Here is a 16,666-nt window from a genome sequence, read left to right on the forward strand (position 1 = left end):
ATTTTGCTGTATGTTGAATGCTTAATATTTGAAATATACTTCCGTTGCGCCATATCCGTATGCAGGATGGTAGCGGTTGATGAAGGAACTCACTTCCCTCTTCACCCTTAAGATATCATGGATCTCATCGCGCAGTTTGCCTGTACCCACTCCGTGGATCACAATCAAACTCGGTCTGCGATGGGCAATCGACAGTTCCATGTACTTTTCAAAAGTCTGTAACTGCAGGGTGAGCTTTTCAAAATTATCCAGCTTATCCGGATAAGGTGTGAGCTCTTCGATATGCAGATCGATCTCATGCTTCGCGGGTTCGAGATGCTCGCGCGCACTGCCTGCATCATACACCTTGTAGCCCTTTTTGAGGAGAGGACTTACATCCACTGAATTGTATTCCTTATGCGGATATTCTTCAAAGAGTTTGTAGGAGAATGTAGCTTCACCTTTTTCCTTCAGTTGCTCTATCCGCGTGAAAACCTGTTTGGCTTTGAGTTTCAGCGAAGACTCGTAGTAGTCTGCCTTGTTCTTATCCGGAACCAGCAGAGAGAACTCGAAAGAAAATGTTGGGCTGTCATTGAGATTCTCAAATGGAATATCATGCAGATAAAAATCCTCGAATGAACGAACCTGGTTCACCAGTTCAAAATCGGTATCACCTGAATAACTGAGTTTGTAGGTGAATTTGAATTCTGCGTGTGTTCTGTTGATGAGGTGGATCTTGAGATCATCTACCACATCATCTCCGAACTCATCGGCATGCATCACGGGAATGAATGTAAGCCAAACGCCATCGGCCACTTTGGTGAGTACTTTCTTTTTCTCGTGCGCTATATTATCGATGTAAGTTTTCTGTTTTTCAGGAAAAAGCTTTTTCTGGCTGAACTGCTTGAAATAAGGGAAGTCCAGCTGATCGGTATAGGCAGGGAATTTTACTCCGCGCACATCTACCATCACCATTTTAGGATTGATAATATCCACCACTTCACCTTCCTCATTGGAATGCAAAATCACTACTTTATCGCCAACTTGAAATTTCATACCGGATCTGAGTGTATTATTTGCCGCAAAGATACTGAAGTTCTTTTTGCATATTGCTTCGGGCTGCCGTATCGAATTTCTGATGGAATTCGGGGGTATGGAAGATAACCGGAGCTGCCAGGCATTGTTCGAGGAATTTCTTCCGGCCCGGTTTGTACAGGAAATCAGGAAAAACGCTGTATTCTTTCCTCACTTTTGCTGCGTAGGATTCATATTCGTTCCAGGGCGCACCGAGAATGGACATATCGAAATCGAGGAAATAAGCCAGATCTGAAGCGTATTCGAGATTTTCGGGAATCCGATGATGCTTTGTGGCTTCGATATAAAGTTTTACAAGGCTCACCTCCTGTTCACTCATTCCAATTTCAGCAAGCCGCATTCCTGCATGGTAAGCGCTGAGCGCCTCATTGTCGACCCCCACCCTGTAAACGAGATCGTGATAGACAATCGCGAAATCCACCAGCAGCGGGGCTTTCAGCTGATGCCTGTATTCCGAAGAAAGTTTCAGCAACGCAAGAATATGTTCTGCATTGTGATAGAATCTTTTCCGCCCTGCATAGGCCTGCTCCACCTGCTGAATGCAACTGGCTGCCAGCGATGGCTCAACCGCATAGCCGGCTGTAAGCGAATTCCACACCGGTGCAAACCAGGAGTCCATTTTTAGTATTTGGCGAGATTGCTGTTTTTGTACCCGTACATGAAGTAGATCGCCAATCCTGCTGCCATCCACACAAAGAACCAGATCCACGAAATGGCCGGAATCTCAATGAGCAGATAAGAGCAGAACAGTACACCCAATACAGGTATCAGCGATAATTTTCTGAGGAAGGTGAATACCGCCATCACTACTGCCACCACAACGAATGCGAGGAACAGCACTTCCGTGAGTTTATCCGTTCCCAGATGCGTAGCTGCTTCCTGAATTCTTCCGCGGAAGAGCCAGAGGAATACGGCTACCATAATTGGTACAATGAAACGGCCGTTGATGTATGGAAGTTTGAAGCTTCCCGCAGGTCTGTTCTCCAATCTTGGCAGCATCAGTACACCACCTGATACCAGCACGAATGCAAAGAGGGTTCCGATACTGGTAAGGTCCGTCATGCGTGAGCTTTCCATGAACAGTGCGCAGATCGCTACCAGCACACCGGTAACGATGGTAGAGAAGTATGGAGTATGATATTTCTTATGCACTTTGCCGAATGCTTTTGGAAGCAGACCGTCGCGGCTCATGCTCATCCAGATGCGTGGTTGTCCCAGCTGGAACACCAACAGCACACTGGTGGTTGCCACTACTGCACTTATGGATACAATGTAGCTGGTCCATTCAGCGCCTACGCTTTTGAATACATATGCAAGCGGATCATTCACGCGAAGTGATGAGAATGGCACCATGCCGGTCAATACCAGTGCAATGAGAATGTAGAGCACGGTACAGATCACCAGTGAGTAGATCATGCCACGCGGCAGATCGCGTTGAGGGTTCTTGGCTTCTTCAGCTGTTGTAGAGATGGCATCAAACCCAATATAGGCGTAGAATACAGCCGATACGCCTTTGAGAACGCCTTCAAATCCGTTTGGCATGAAGGGCGTCCAGTAGTTTGGTTTTACGTAGAATGCACCGAGTACGATCACAAATATCACCACTGCAATTTTGAACACCACCATGGCATTGGCGCTCTTCTTGCTTTCTTTGATGCCCACATAAGTAAGCATGGTGATCAGCACCACAATTACAAAGGCAGGAATATTTACGAAGAAACGGCTGCCAAACAATACAGGTGCATTATTCCAGGTATCGAGAATGTACTGCATGCCGGGCGTAACCGCTGTTCCGGATGCAACGGACTCTGTAGTGGCTTTGAATGCTTTTTCTGCTGTGGCAGGATCTACTACGAGCCAGCCGGGCAGATGTATGCCAACATCCATCAGCAGGTTATTGAAGTAACTGCTCCAGGATATTGCCACCACTATGTTTCCGATGGCGTATTCCAGAATCAGCGCCCAGCCGATTACCCAGGCTATCAGTTCTCCGAATGTTACATATGCATAGGTGTAAGCGCTGCCTGCAATGGGCACACGCGAAGCGAATTCAGCATAACAGAGCGCAGAGAATCCGCAGGTTACAGCAGTGATCACAAACAACAGTGATATGCCCGGACCTCCGTCCGCTGCCGCGGTTCCGATGGTGGAGAATACCCCTGCCCCTACAACAGCTGCTATTCCGAGGAAAGTGAGATCCCGGACTGAAAGGATTTTTTTAAGGCCATGATGACCATGTTCTTCTGAACTATTCTGTGCGTCCTGGAGGATCTTATCAATTGATTTCTTACGGAACAGCGAGCCCGCCATGGGTATTGTTTTGATTAAGCGGTTAAATTATGGAAAAAATCAGTACAAGTGCAAACTCTCACCTAATATTCCCTTTGAACAAGGAAACGCCCAAGCGCTTCCAGCGGCTCCTTTCTTCCGGAAACCACTGCAATTTCTTCGAGGTGATTGTAAGCTTTGCCGAGGTACTGCTCTTTCAGATCGAATGCCCACTGATCTACTTTCATGTCCCTGAATATGTTGAGCATCTGCTCTACTTTATTGTCGGGGTTGCCGGCCAGCAGACTGTTGAGGGCTTTCAGCTGAACGGGATTCGCTGATTCCAGTGCTTTGATGAGCAGGAATGTTTTCTTATTGGCCATGATATCGCCTCCCACCTGTTTGCCGAATTTGGTGGGATCGCCAAAGCAATCGAGGTAATCGTCCTGTACCTGAAATGCGATGCCGAGGTTGCGGCCGAATTCGTACAGGTGCTGCAGATTGCGTTCTCCGGCACCTCCGAGAATTCCTCCCATCTGAAGGCTGGCAGCCAGCAGCACAGAGGTTTTTAGTTCAATCATGCGGATGTATTCATCCAGACCTACCTGTTCACGCTTCTCAAAATCCATATCGAATTGCTGTCCTTCGCAAACTTCGCGTGCCGTTTTGTTGAAGAGCACATTGATTTTTCGGAGGTAGTCGACTTTGATCTTCATCAACTGATCATAGGCTTGCACCAGCATTACATCCCCGGCGAGGATAGCATTGGATAAACCGTATTTTTCATGCAGGGTTTGCTGATTGCGGCGAAGCGGCGCATTGTCCATGATATCGTCATGAATCAATGTGAAGTTGTGAAAAAGTTCTACAGCTGTGCCTACATGATAGGCATCGGGAACTATTTCGTCGAACAATTCATTTCCCATCAGCACCAGCACCGGCCTGATACGTTTGCCGCCGATGGCGAGAAAGTATTCACCTGAATCGTATAACGAAGCAGGTTGCTCAGGAAAATGCCTTACGTTAAAATGATCAGCAAACTTCTGCAATAAGACTTCAAAACGCTGCATATGATTTTTGTTGGGGCGTGTGTTATTTTTTAGGCGACTTCTTCTTTGGTTTTGTTTTGCCCGGAGAAGCCGCAGACTTGCCTTTGCTACTTTTTGTTTTTCCACCTTTGCTGCCTTTGTCCCTGAATTTGCTGAACGGATCATTGTCCGCTGCTGCAGCAGGTTTGCGGCTGCGCTTAGCCATTCCATCCTCGGCAACAGGTGCATTGTCTGAGTTGGAGCCCGATCCGAAAACCCAATCGTAATCGAGCTGACGTTTGTCGAGATTGGCGGCCACCACTTTGATGCGCACTTTATCGCCCATTCTGAATTTCCTTCCGCTGCGCATACCGGCGATACTGTAATCGCCTTCGATCAGCCGGAAATCATCATACTCAAGCAGGCTGTTCATACTCACGAGACCTTCGCATTTGTGCTCGACAGTTTCAACCCAGAATCCGAATGCGGCAACGCCACTGATCACACCATCGAATTCATCACCCAGGAACTGCTGCATGAATTCTACCTGTTTGTATTTGTTGGATGCGCGTTCTGCTTCCATCGCAGCACGCTCGCGCTCGCTGCAATGTTTGCATTTCTGCTCCATCTTTTTATCGGGCTCCACATTGCCATCGAGAATTTCCTGCAAGATGCGGTGCACCATTACATCGGGATAACGGCGGATGGGTGATGTAAAGTGACAATAGTTTTCGAATCCCAATCCATAGTGACCGATATTCTCGGCCGTGTATGCGGCTTTGGCCATGGTACGGATACCGAGTTGTTCCAGCACGTGTTGTTCTGGTCTTCCTTTTACAGCCTGCAGCAATTGATTGAAACTTTCTGCAATGGCATCGGGCGATGATGTATCGAACTCATGCCCGAACTTTTTCGTGAATGCAACGAATGGCATCAGCTTCGCTTCGTCGGGCTGATCGTGCACACGATATGGGAATGGCAATGGTTTCTTGTTCGGATGCTCTTTGCTGGCGCGCTCGGCCACCAGCCTGTTGGCCAGCAGCATAAATTCTTCGATCAGCTGATGTGCTTCCTTGCTTTCTTTTACCATGATGCCGATTGGCTTTCCGGTTTCATCGAGTTTGAAACGCACTTCAGTGGATGAGAAATTGATAGCGCCTTTTTTGAATCGCTGCTTGCGCATGCGCTGCGCAAAATTGTTCAGAATAAGCAGCTCACTCTGATAAAGGCCTTCACCTTTTTCGAGAATTTCCTGCACATCTTCATATGCAAAACGATGATCGGAATGGATCACTGTTCTGCCGATCCAATGCTGCTTCACTTCTCCTTTTTCATTCATCTGCACAATGCAGGAGAAAGTGAGTTTATCTTCATTCGGACGAAGCGAACAGAGTTCGTTGGAAATCCTTTCGGGCAGCATCGGCGCTACTCTGTCGGGAAGGTATACCGATGTTGCGCGTGCATAGGCTTCGTTGTCCAGCGCTGTGCCGGGCTCTACGTAGTAGCTCACGTCGGCGATATGAATTCCAATTTCGTACATGCCATTTTTCAGTACACGGAACGAAATGGCATCATCGAAATCTTTCGCATCAACGGGGTCGATGGTGAATGTGAGAATATCGCGGCAATCTTTTCTCTTCGCAATCTCTGCGGAAGAGATGGTATCGGGGATGCGGGCAGTTTCTTCCACCACATCTTCCGGGAAGAAAAGCGAGAAGCCGTTCTCCATCAGAATTTCTTTCATGGCGAGGTCGCCTTCGTTCGCTGCGTCCATCACCTGCACTACCTCACCAACGGGCTTTTTATTGGGTTGCCATTCTACGATGCGAACAATTACGCGGTCGTTGTCTTTGGCGTTGTTGAGGCTTTGCAGCGGGATGAAAATATCGGGCATCGGTTTGTCGGCATTGGCGATGAAGAACGCGAAGTTCTTGCCCAGCTGCAGTTTTCCGAGGAACTCGGATTGCTTTCGCTGGATCACCTGAACGATCTTTCCCTGCTGACGGCTGCCCTGGCGGCCACCTGCAACCTGCACCCGCACGGTATCTCCGTGAAGAGCGGTATTGAAATCTGCAGGGCGCACGAGAATATCGTTGGGCTGGCCTTCTACTATCACATACCCGATGCCTGAACGGGTAATATCGAGGGTTCCTTTTACAGTCTGCTGAGCAGCTGAAGAGGATCTTTTTTTCTTGTCTTTTTTTGAATGCTTTTTGCTCATTCTTCTGATTTAAAACTTTAAAGGATCATAAAGGCAGGTGGATAACACCTTGCTGAGAGCGGGGCCTTTATGCCGGCAGTTTGAATCCTGTGATGAATTTAGTCATTAATTCAGTGAAAACCGGTTCTTCACCGAACAGGAACTGCACTTCAATGGGGAGTACATACAGGGGCAGGTCTTGCAATTGTTGTTCAAATTTGATCAAACGTACGGCATCTTTCTCAGTGGTGATGATAAGCTTCTGTGAAGCCTGCATCTGACTGAACTTCTTTTTTATCTCCTTCAGATCGTCGATACTGAAGATATGGTGATCGCCGTACAGCAATTCGTAATACGTATCCGCAACTTCGTGCAGGTATTTTTTGAGTGGTTCCGGATTAGCGATGCCGGAAACCAGCAGTACTTCTGTCTCTGCAGACAGTTCTATAGTGTTTTTTGTGAGAATATGATAAGGTTGTCCGTACCGGATAGCGGAGAAGAAAACTTTCTGATGCGGGAGTGGTTTTATCTCTTTCTCAATAGCCTGTTTTTCTTCCAGAGTCAATGCAGGCGGGCATTTGGTTACTATCAACACTTCTGCTCTTTTATAACTGGCGCGTTCGTCGCGGAGGTCGCCGGTGGGCAGGTAATAGTCTCTGGTGAAGAGATTGCTGTAATCGGTAAGCACAATATTCATGCCCGCTTTTACAGCACGATGCTGAAAGGCATCGTCGAGTATTATCACATTGGTATCGGGTTTATCGTGCAGCAGCATGGGAATGGCCACTGCTCTTTCTTCTCCGACAGCGATGCTTACATCGGGAAACTTCTGGTGAAACTGCATGGGTTCGTCGCCGATTTCGAGGGCGGTGGTGCCTGCATTTGCGAGAGAGTATCCTTTTGTTTTTCGTTTGTATCCTCTGCTGAGAACAGCCACATTGCGGGTTTTATGGAGGTGTTTCAGCAGAAATTCTACCATGGGCGATTTGCCGGTACCACCTGCCGAGAGGTTTCCAACGCAGATCACAGGTAGATTGAAGGAGGTTGTTTTGAGCACCTGCGTATCGTACAACCGGTTTCTGAGCCATACTATTGCGCCATACAAGATGGAGATGGGAACGAGTAAGATCCGTATGGGTCGTAACAGAGGAGCATTAAAATTCATATGTGCGATACGGTGTGATACAATAGTTTAAAGGTATATCAAATTCGTTGATATCCTCGATGGAGTCCACCGGTCCGAAGAAGGAGAATCCAACTTTGATGGCATCCGGCCTGGTGCGGATGAGGTACCTGTCGTAGTACCCTTTGCCATATCCCACACGATAACCGCGGGATTCAAAGGCAACCAAAGGTACGAAGATGATGTCGATCTGTTCGGGTGCAATAATGATACCGCTGATCGGTTCGAGAATATTGTATCTGTTTTTGAGAAAGAGGCCTCCTTTTTCTACGAGGCAGGCTTCCATATCGGCATTGTGCACTTCTATTCTGGGCCATGCCACCTGCATGGAGGGATTTTGCTTGCGGAGAATATCTTCACAAACCGAGATATCGAATTCCCGGCGGTTGGCGAGCGGAAAATAAGACAGGAGGTACTTAACTGCAGGCAGCTGCAGTTTTTGAAAATTGAAAGCCATCAACGCAATCTGTTGCTGCAATTCTTCTTCCTGTAAATCCAATCTGCGTTGCAAATACTCTTTTCTTACGGTACTTTTTATCATAGTAATGCTTTCAGCCTTTGTTTCATTGCATTGGCCTGTGAATTGATAAACGCCCCGTTAGTCGTTTCAGAAAAAGGTACAGTTGCTATCTTTGGAAAGTTGCTCCATTTTACGATCTCTTCTTCATAATCCAGGTACTGGTCGTTAAACACCCACCCTATAACGGGCAGTCCCATTTCTCTGCAGACCCTTGCTGTGAGCAGGGAATGATTGATGCTGCCGAGATAATTTCTGCTTACCAGTACAACACGTGCATCCAGTGCTTTGATCAGGTCTGCCACAAACTCCGCATCATTCAACGGAACCAATAAACCACCTGCACCTTCTATGATCAAATTACGATTTATATTGGGAATTGATGCACAAATTTTTTGAATGGAAATCTCCACTCCTTCCTGTCGGGCTGCTATATGCGGAGATGCCGGCAGCTGCAATTTGTATACTTCAGGATGCATCACAGAACCGGTTCCGCTGAGCGCATGCTGCACCCACTCACTGTCCGTTCCCTCGTCGAAGCCCGCCTGTATTGGTTTCCAGTAATCGGCTTCCAATGCGCGCGTAAGTATCGCCGATACCACGGTTTTGCCAACCCCGGTACCGATACCTGTTACAAAAATGTTCATGGCAACTGATTTTAAGTGGCCTGTTTGTTTACAAAGATGCTGAAAATGGTAGTGCCGTAATTTCTTGCAGTTACAAAAAGCGGATAGCCCTCGTAGTTATTGCGGGGCGTATGCTCCAGCACAAACCATCCATCGGGTTTGAGCAGTTGCTTCTCCACCACTTTTTTGGGAAGATCGTCGATGGTATTGAGCGCATAGGGCGGCCCGGCAAATATGAAGTCGAACTGATCCGCACAGTTCTCCATGAATTTGAATACTTCCATTTTGATCACCTTGAAGTTTTCGAGCTTCAGGTCGGTGGAAGTTTTGCGGATGAACTCAAACATCGCAGTATCTTTCTCCACTATGGTGAGATCGGCTGCACCACGCGAAGCCAGCTCGTAGCTGATGCTTCCGGTACCTCCGAAAAGATCGAGGGTCTTCATCCCTTCGATATCGAGATTGTTCTGAATGATATTGAACAGTCCTTCTTTGGCTACATCGGTAGTGGGTCGGGTATACGGCATTTTCGCCGGCGGATTGATCCGTCTTCCTCCCAAATCTCCTCCGATTATACGCATAAGGCCATCTTGAGCAAGGGTGAAAAATAATGTGCAGGGAAATTCCGGAATCCTTCTTCCATAGTGGTTTCAACAGGCATCTGTTCCCATTGAACCTGGTTGAAGTATTTCAGCAATTCCTGATAGAGGATAGATTGTTCGTCCATCAAACCCGATACCTGCATATTCAGGGTTTCCTGATCGAGACCGAACTGCAGCGCCAGAGCCAGCAGCTGAAAGCTAACATCTTCGGGTGTCTGATAGTGATAGCTCTGTGCCAGTTGCAGCTGCTGATCTTTGAAAACCACTACTGCAAACTTGTCGGCAGCGATCACCACTTTTATCAGATCCCCTTCGATACTGCTCTTCTCGATACCGGAAAGCAGCAAAGTGTTGTAGTGCCAGTATTTGCCGCTGCTGAATTTGCCCTGCAGCAGGCTGTGCACTTCGCGGGGAATGCGATAGATATTGTAAAGCCCCCATCCATCTACTTTATCGTTCAGCAGCAGTCCTTTGCGGGCATTGCCGTAAACTATTTCGGTAACGGGCTTGTTAAGGTCGATGGTGAAATATTTTTCCGGCAGCAGATTGCTGTCTGTATAATGATAAACCAGATAAGCTTCCGCATAGGATTGCTGCAGGTATTCGTCTCCAGAGAGAATTTCCTGTAACGCTTCGAGCGGGCTTTTGCCGGGGATAAAGTCTAGGTTGTATTGCCGGAAACCGAGGAAGCGTTGCGCTTCGCGGTTGTAAAGTACATAACAGAAGATCTGATCGCTCACTTCCATCAGCAGCAGATTCTCTTTCAGATCAGTCTGAGTGGCATTTACCGGAATAATATCAAAAGTTGCTTTCAACATAATAATAGAAGTTGCAATGTTACATAATTTTGGGTGAAGAGGCAATAAAAGCCTGAAACCATCGATAGGGGTATATTTGCCCGGCGTATTTTATTTAGATTCAACACTATGGCACAGAGTACAGCACCGGCATTACAGCTGGAGATTTCGAATAAACAGATACTGAAGATTGCATTACCCATCAGCTTAGCCTTGCTGGTTCCGCAGATCAACTTCATCACCAATAATATTTTCCTGGGTGGATTGGGAGAACAGGAACTCGGCACAGCCGGATTAACGGGCGTGTACTACCTCATTTTTGGCGCTATCGGATTCGGACTGAATAACGGATTGCAGGCGCTGATTGCACGTCGCGCAGGCGAGAACCGCGTAGACGAGATCGGGAAACTGTTTTCGCAGGGCGTACGCATTGCCATGATCATCGCCGCCATCGGCATTCTGCTCACCTGGTTTGTGGCGCCGATGGTATTGCGCATGTCTTTATCAGATGAACACGTGCAGCAGCAGAGCATCAGCTTTCTGAAGATCAGAATCTGGGGTCTCCCCTTTCTCTACATCTACCAGATGCGGAACGCCCTGCTCGTAGGAACCAATCAGAGCAAATTTTTAGTTATCGGAACGCTGGCCGAAACCGTAGCCAATGTATTCTTCGATTATACACTGATCTATGGCAAACTCGGCTTCCCTGAACTAGGATTCAACGGAGCCGCCATTGCATCGGTGATCGCCGAAGCTACAGGTATGTTTGTAGTTTTTCTGGTGATCCATTACAATGGCATCAGCAAACGATTTTCGTTGTACAAACATTTTAAGTATATCCCGGATGTAAGCAAACTCATATTTGTACAATCGTCTCCGCTGATTTTTCAGCATGCGATCAGCATTCTGGCGTGGGTATTCTTTTATGTGCTGGTGGAGAGACATGGCTTTCATTCGGGACAGGCGAATCGCGATCTCGCCATTTCAAATACCATGCGGAATCTGTTTGGATTGTTTGGCGTGTTCACCTGGGCATTTGCAGCAACCAGCAATACGATGGTGAGCAATATCATCGGGCAGGGAAAGAAAGAACGGGTGATTGAAGTGATACATAAGATCGTTCGCATCAGTACAACGTTTGCGGTGATCATCTGCATACTGCTGAATCTTTTCCCGGGAGTATTCTTACTGATATACGGGCAAGGGCCGGAATTTGTGCAATCAGCAATACCAGTGGTGCGTGTAGTTGCCGTTGCAATGGTGTTGCAGAGCTTTTCTACCATCTGGCTGAATGCTGTGACGGGAACAGGAAATACAACTATCAATCTGGGTATTGAAGCGATTACGATAATAGTGTATTGTATCTATTGCTTTATTGTTCTGGAGTGGCTGAAATTGCCGATATCGATAGGTTGGATGAGTGAGTGGTTGTATTGGATATGTTTGTTTGCGCTGTCGTTTTTGTATATACGAAGCGGAAGGTGGAAGAAGAAAGTGATTTAATGAATTATAAAGCAAAAAAGTAAAAACTGGTTCCTGCACTGGAGCCAGCTTTTACTTTTTCATGAATTAGTTCTACTCTCTATAATATAAGACGTGTTACCGAAATCACCTTTATTTCTTTCTTCCACCTTGCAATTACTTCAACCAAAACACCAGAGCAGGGCTGGTGGATACTGAATTTCACAAGGCTTCCACTTTTCTTAAATGAATCAAAAATAAATGTATGGCACTTGTTTTTGTAAATAAAATAAGGATCACTGCTTTTGATAAGCTTAATTAAACTACTGTCCTGGTTTATCTTAACATAATTAGCACCCCATTTGATATGATCACATTTATCATTAAGCCTGTGTTCTACATCAATAAGTGTTAGTGAGTCATTCTGAAATTCCAGTTGCATTCCTTGTTTAACCGAATCTGTACCTAAGACTTTCTCCAGAAAAGTACATATACCAGAGCGTTCCTGGCTAACAGATGAAAAGCCACAAATCATCAGGCATATTGAAATAAATACTTTATTTTTCATATTTCGATTATTTGCTCATTCTGAAATAATCACTTTTATTCCTGCAACGCGCATATCCGATAGGAACTGTGTGGTTTTTTTATCTAGTCCCAAAGCCCTTATTGCAGGTATATCAGCCTCTTGCTGTTTCTCTCTTTTTTCTGCAATCAATGTACGTCCAACCTGAAGTGCCTGCTGTTGCCAATCAGTGTCATCAAAATTAAAACTAAAAAAGTCAACTTGTGATTTAGAGCCAGTCAGGTAAACATCCTCTACCAATGCATAGCCGTCTTCTTTAGTTGCAACATTAGCTTTATTGCCATTAACCACATTTCCTCTGTGGGCCTGTTCATGTAACAGAGTCAATACCAAAAACATCAGAGCAGCATCCTTGTCTTCAGTTTTCGCATTTTCATACAGACTGAGTATTTTTTCATTTACTCTGATATTTGTACCTACAAGGGTACCTTTGGCATTACCACCCATTTCCTCGATCTCGGCACCTTTTCCATATTCAAAATCCCTTTTCAAATCAGTCTGGCTCTGCGTTGAATATTTTGCATAGGCATCCAGAATTCGTTGGCTCTTCAGGAGATCCTGAACCCCTGATTGCAGAAACTTGTATAGATTAGGATATTTTTTCTTATAGTATGCTTCTTTGTTAGCCGGGAATTTAAAATCCCCTAGCACATCGATATTTTGAACCGGATTATTTCCTGCGTAATTGTAAGGCGTTTCATATTCGAATTTTGGAGAAAACCGATCCTGAACAAACCATCTTCCAATCTGCGCATCATACATTCTTGCTCCATAATCAAGCCAGTCCAGCCCGTTTCCATCGCTGAACTCTTTTTCCTGTTTTTCCTTTCCATTGTATTCGTATTTATTATCCGTCCTGCCTATGGCCTTTGAACTTATCCCCGCCATCGTTAATCCAAACGGATAATAATGTGTTTCTTCGGTTAATGGTCCGGTGTAATGCTTCACACTCAGATTATCAAAGAATACATCCCAGTTCTGAGTTTCATTACTTACATAAATATACAAAAAACCGTTCCTGGGGATATTTAGCTGTGCTGGGGCCAATGTGGTCAATTCATCTGCATTACCAACAACCTGAGCGCTACTGATGCCGTTAGTAGAAACGATTTTCATTTGTTCGTCAAGCAATATCCAGTTCAGATAAGCCTTGGGTTTTCCTAAAGGTGTACCGTTACTGTTTGTCCGGAAGGTTGTAAGTGCCTGAGCAAGAGGGCCTGTTACCGGAGTGGTCAATTGTGGGATAGTGCCTTTTGTTTCACCTGCAACTCCTACGATACCTCCTGCCAGAACAGCAAGAATATCAGCAACAGGATCACTGTAAGATTGCGTTGCGCCATTGGATCGGTAGAATGATTTTACGGCAATATCCACTTTGTCTCCGCTCATTACTTTCAACACCAGAGATGGGCCAATTTTTCGGCCGCTACCATTTAACCTCGCAAGTGAGTCATTCGGAGTGGTTGTTGCATCGGTAGGATAGGTGCCTGGAACAGATGCTCTGGGATAGGCTGTCTCAGGAATATTGAAGAAAAGGGCATTTTCTTTAGCACGGTACGCAGCTTCCATTGTGGCCATATACATTGCAGTATCCGCTTGTTCTGTGAGAACCTCCCGAACATTACCCAGATGATCTTTCAGAAAGTAATCATAGAAGTATTTGAATTGGCTGCTGCCATTCTGAAAATATTGTTTTGTATACCGGATACGACCTTCTTCATGCCTTAAAAATTGAAGTGTATCATTTTCATAGACACTTCCTCCAAGATATAGTGTTGTTTTAGTCGGCTGTCCTGTTTCAGTTACTTTCTTTTGCAGCTTATTACCAGTAGCATCATAGGTATACGCGACAGTACCTTTAACTCCGCCGCCGGAGGTTCGTACTGTAACAACTGAAGGAAGATTGAGATGATTGTAAACAATGCCGTTATTAGCTCCATCTCCGATATCCTTATTACGATCACGGATCATATTGCCATTGCCGTCATAAACATAATCCACCGCAGCAGCAGTTTTGTTGTTGCTGAGCGCAGTCATGTAAAGGGATGAACTCCTGAAATCCCCCAATTTAGTTTGTACATCATTGCTACGATCAATAACGTTCTGTAATTTATTACTGTTGTTGTAAGTGCAGAGCAGACTGTCGATAGTAGCACTGCCTCCCAACTTCCAGCCACGCTGGCTCATCGAAAGGATATTGCCATTGGCATCATAGCTCATGTCTTTTAGAGTGAAGTCAAGGCCTGCATTCAAATTAAAAGCAGAGCTTGTATACTGGGTAAAGTTTGCATTCAGCAGTCTGTTGGCACCATCATACCCAAAATCGTATTTACGTTTCTCACCATCTCCCCTGCTCTTCCAGACAATACCAGCTATATTTCCGTTGTATTGTGCAGCATTGTAAGATTGATTTCCTATCAGGCCATTGGCAATCTTATCGTAGCCCAGATCAAACCCAAAGTAGTTGTTCTGGTGGGCATCTTTGGCATAAGCACGGTTGACACCGAGCATCCAGCCACGGATATTGTAGTCATACCGCAAGGAATCGATCACCACAGCACCCAATGATTTTTTAGTCAGTTGCCCAAGCGCATCATACTCATTGCTCAATAACAGCTGCTCAGGCTTATTAACGGCTATGCCATTGATTGTGCTGTTAACTGATTTCTTTACGTTTAGCATACGTCCAAGACTATCATAAGCCAGTTTAGTGACGATGATATGTGTCTGAGGATTGGTACCTGCTTTCTCCTGCTTTAATACAGTTACCAATGGCTGATCAGTCCAACTATATTGAGTGGATACAATGTCAACACCCCCGGTTATGTTCTGGGAGCGGGCCTGGATCAATCGGCCTTTAGGATCATAAAAGCTAATTGTGGTAAGCATTTGTGCCGGACTGCTACCCAACACTTTTACTTTACTACCCGTCACCATCCCAAGAGTAGCACCTGTAGTTTGCATGGTCTGGGGATAAGGCCAAACACTGTTCGATGCTGCCAATAAATATGCGCTGGCATGGGTAGTTTCAAAATCCTTCAGAGCAGCAGGCAGCGAAGCTGCCCAGGCATAATTATCATAGTATGTTGCAGTGAGCTCCTCATACGTCTGACCACTCAGGTTAGGATACGCAGAACTGTTGTATGCCTGCGTTTTATGATAGGCTCTGTCATTAGTGTTATTCCACAAGCCAGATGATACAGGGCGGTTCAGGCTATCGTACAATGTATACTGCCACTTCTTCGGGCTGGACTCCCTGAGTACGGAATCCTGGGTCAGTACCAGCCTGTCACGAAAGTCATAGACCATCCATACTTCACCGGCACCCGGTATTTTTTTTACCACCATCCGGTTCCGTTCATCATATTCATAACGGAAACAGAATTCATTAAGGATAGTACTCGTCAGAGACCAGCTTCCTGCCAGCAGCAGTTCCACTCCTTTGGGCTGGATCACCAACCTCAAATTGTTGAGATAGTCATATACGTAATATGTGCATAACCAACCCGAATGACCAGTAGTTGGCGTAGCAGTAATCTGTACTTTTTTGAGAATCACCTTTCCTGCCTTGTCTTTGTATTCAACAGTCTGCTGTTTGTGTTCATCGATAGAAACATTTTCAAACAAGGTTCCTGCAGGATACGTCGCAGCCGTTGTGATCACATTTGTAGCGCTCACCGACCAATTTCGTACGGAGTCAGCCGCTGTATTGATCAGGTACTGACTGCTGATATTTCTGCGTGTATTGGGATCTGTGTTTCCTTCGCTGCCAGCCCAACTATTTCCAGGTGCATAAACATCGGTAACTCTGCTGAGTGGAGATGTTTCAAAGTTTGTTTTGCTGTAGTAGTAGGTCTCGCCGGGAAACTGCTGTTTATTGAATACTGAATCCTGCTGAAAAGGATTCAGTTTGAAAGTTCCATTACTGATAGAAGTATTACCTCCTGTGTTGTTGGCGACAAATGGCAGATACTTCAATGCTTCCCGCCCATAGGCATCATACACAACCGGACTAACCAGATCTGCAGCAGTACCTTCCGTAATCAATGAGCCTTGTTTCACTACGGTTTGCAAGGGTCTGCCCAAACCGTCGAAATATTGAGTAGACTGCTTTACATCCTGCAAAGGTTTTGTGATCAGCAAAGCTGTATCACTAACAGGCGCAGTAGCCGTCCAGGTACGAACATAGTTAGTTTTTGTATTAGCACTATAAGCAGCAGGAAGCGGCAAAGGAGATTGAGCCCACAGAACCAATGATGAAAGCAGCATGCTTAGGATCAACAGTAGTTTACCACAATGCATAAGAATGTATTTGAAGTAATGC

General features: G+C 45.8%; 13 protein-coding genes. 1 reads left to right on the forward strand and 12 read right to left on the reverse strand.

Annotation, left to right across the window (positions count from 1 at the left end):
• Positions 1-21: 21 nt before the first annotated feature.
• From HHL16_RS13635 to HHL16_RS13680, 10 genes are all read right to left on the reverse strand, one after another.
• Entirely contained in the window at positions 22-1,035 is a 1,014-nt protein-coding gene (locus HHL16_RS13635) for a Smr/MutS family protein (protein ID WP_169425747.1), read from the reverse strand.
• 16 nt (positions 1,036-1,051) lie between these two features.
• Positions 1,052-1,693, reverse strand: a complete 642-nt coding sequence (locus HHL16_RS13640; RefSeq protein ID WP_169425748.1) for a hypothetical protein — start codon at positions 1,691-1,693, stop codon at positions 1,052-1,054.
• Positions 1,694-1,695: 2 nt separating this feature from the next.
• Positions 1,696-3,384, reverse strand: a complete 1,689-nt coding sequence (locus HHL16_RS13645) for an amino acid permease (protein ID WP_169425749.1) — start codon at positions 3,382-3,384, stop codon at positions 1,696-1,698.
• A 62-nt stretch (positions 3,385-3,446) separates the two neighbouring features.
• A complete protein-coding gene (locus HHL16_RS13650) occupies positions 3,447-4,412 on the reverse strand; it encodes a polyprenyl synthetase family protein (protein ID WP_169425750.1) in 966 nt (321 codons plus the stop codon).
• A gap of 22 nt (positions 4,413-4,434) precedes the next feature.
• Entirely contained in the window at positions 4,435-6,591 is a 2,157-nt protein-coding gene (gene rnr / locus HHL16_RS13655; RefSeq protein ID WP_169425751.1) for a ribonuclease R, read from the reverse strand.
• A 67-nt stretch (positions 6,592-6,658) separates the two neighbouring features.
• Positions 6,659-7,735 carry a tetraacyldisaccharide 4'-kinase gene (gene lpxK, locus HHL16_RS13660; protein ID WP_169425752.1) on the reverse strand — a complete coding sequence of 359 codons (1,077 nt, stop codon included), beginning with the start codon at positions 7,733-7,735 and terminating at the stop codon, positions 6,659-6,661.
• The gene (locus HHL16_RS13665) at positions 7,725-8,294 is read right to left on the reverse strand and encodes a 5-formyltetrahydrofolate cyclo-ligase (protein WP_169425753.1); all 570 of its coding nucleotides are present in this window, start codon (positions 8,292-8,294) and stop codon (positions 7,725-7,727) included. The genes lpxK and HHL16_RS13665 overlap by 11 nt, the downstream gene beginning before the upstream one ends.
• Positions 8,291-8,917: a dethiobiotin synthase gene (bioD, locus tag HHL16_RS13670; RefSeq protein ID WP_169425754.1), complete on the reverse strand. Its 627-nt coding sequence runs from the start codon at positions 8,915-8,917 to the stop codon at positions 8,291-8,293. Before bioD ends, HHL16_RS13665 begins: the two co-directional genes overlap by 4 nt.
• Positions 8,918-8,928: 11 nt before the next feature.
• The gene (locus HHL16_RS13675) at positions 8,929-9,423 is read right to left on the reverse strand and encodes an RsmD family RNA methyltransferase (protein WP_240966136.1); all 495 of its coding nucleotides are present in this window, start codon (positions 9,421-9,423) and stop codon (positions 8,929-8,931) included.
• 44 nt (positions 9,424-9,467) lie between these two features.
• Complete coding sequence (locus HHL16_RS13680) at positions 9,468-10,316, reverse strand: DUF3822 family protein (protein WP_169425756.1); 849 nt, start codon at positions 10,314-10,316, stop codon at positions 9,468-9,470.
• Between the two features lie 108 nt (positions 10,317-10,424).
• Here HHL16_RS13680 and HHL16_RS13685 point away from each other — a divergent pair, with 108 nt between their 5' ends.
• Entirely contained in the window at positions 10,425-11,798 is a 1,374-nt protein-coding gene (locus HHL16_RS13685; protein ID WP_169425757.1) for an MATE family efflux transporter, read from the forward strand.
• Between the two features lie 79 nt (positions 11,799-11,877).
• Here the strand turns inward: HHL16_RS13685 and HHL16_RS13690 are convergent, their stop codons facing one another.
• Complete coding sequence (locus tag HHL16_RS13690) at positions 11,878-12,324, reverse strand: hypothetical protein (RefSeq protein ID WP_169425758.1); 447 nt, start codon at positions 12,322-12,324, stop codon at positions 11,878-11,880.
• 15 nt (positions 12,325-12,339) lie between these two features.
• Positions 12,340-16,644 (reverse strand): DUF6443 domain-containing protein, encoded by a 4,305-nt coding sequence (locus tag HHL16_RS13695; RefSeq protein WP_169425759.1) that lies wholly within the window; start codon positions 16,642-16,644, stop codon positions 12,340-12,342.
• Positions 16,645-16,666: the final 22 nt, after the last annotated feature.

This window comes from Pseudoflavitalea sp. G-6-1-2 (assembly GCF_012927185.1).
GTDB lineage: Bacteria > Bacteroidota > Bacteroidia > Chitinophagales > Chitinophagaceae > Pseudobacter.

Bases quoted from the DNA above. Each gene is read 5' to 3' on its own strand.
- bioD (WP_169425754.1), bottom strand. From the start codon at position 8,917: ATGAACATTTTTGTAACAGGTATCGGTACCGGGGTTGGCAAAACCGTG.
- HHL16_RS13665 (WP_169425753.1), bottom strand. From the start codon at position 8,294: ATGATAAAAAGTACCGTAAGAAAAGAGTATTTGCAACGCAGATTGGAT.
- lpxK (WP_169425752.1), bottom strand. From the start codon at position 7,735: ATGAATTTTAATGCTCCTCTGTTACGACCCATACGGATCTTACTCGTT.
- HHL16_RS13635 (WP_169425747.1), bottom strand. From the start codon at position 1,035: ATGAAATTTCAAGTTGGCGATAAAGTAGTGATTTTGCATTCCAATGAG.
- HHL16_RS13695 (WP_169425759.1), bottom strand. From the start codon at position 16,644: ATGCATTGTGGTAAACTACTGTTGATCCTAAGCATGCTGCTTTCATCA.
- HHL16_RS13685 (WP_169425757.1), top strand. From the start codon at position 10,425: ATGGCACAGAGTACAGCACCGGCATTACAGCTGGAGATTTCGAATAAA.
- rnr (WP_169425751.1), bottom strand. From the start codon at position 6,591: ATGAGCAAAAAGCATTCAAAAAAAGACAAGAAAAAAAGATCCTCTTCA.
- HHL16_RS13650 (WP_169425750.1), bottom strand. From the start codon at position 4,412: ATGCAGCGTTTTGAAGTCTTATTGCAGAAGTTTGCTGATCATTTTAAC.
- HHL16_RS13645 (WP_169425749.1), bottom strand. From the start codon at position 3,384: ATGGCGGGCTCGCTGTTCCGTAAGAAATCAATTGATAAGATCCTCCAG.
- HHL16_RS13690 (WP_169425758.1), bottom strand. From the start codon at position 12,324: ATGAAAAATAAAGTATTTATTTCAATATGCCTGATGATTTGTGGCTTT.
- HHL16_RS13680 (WP_169425756.1), bottom strand. From the start codon at position 10,316: ATGTTGAAAGCAACTTTTGATATTATTCCGGTAAATGCCACTCAGACT.
- HHL16_RS13640 (WP_169425748.1), bottom strand. From the start codon at position 1,693: ATGGACTCCTGGTTTGCACCGGTGTGGAATTCGCTTACAGCCGGCTAT.
- HHL16_RS13675 (WP_240966136.1), bottom strand. From the start codon at position 9,423: ATGCCGTATACCCGACCCACTACCGATGTAGCCAAAGAAGGACTGTTC.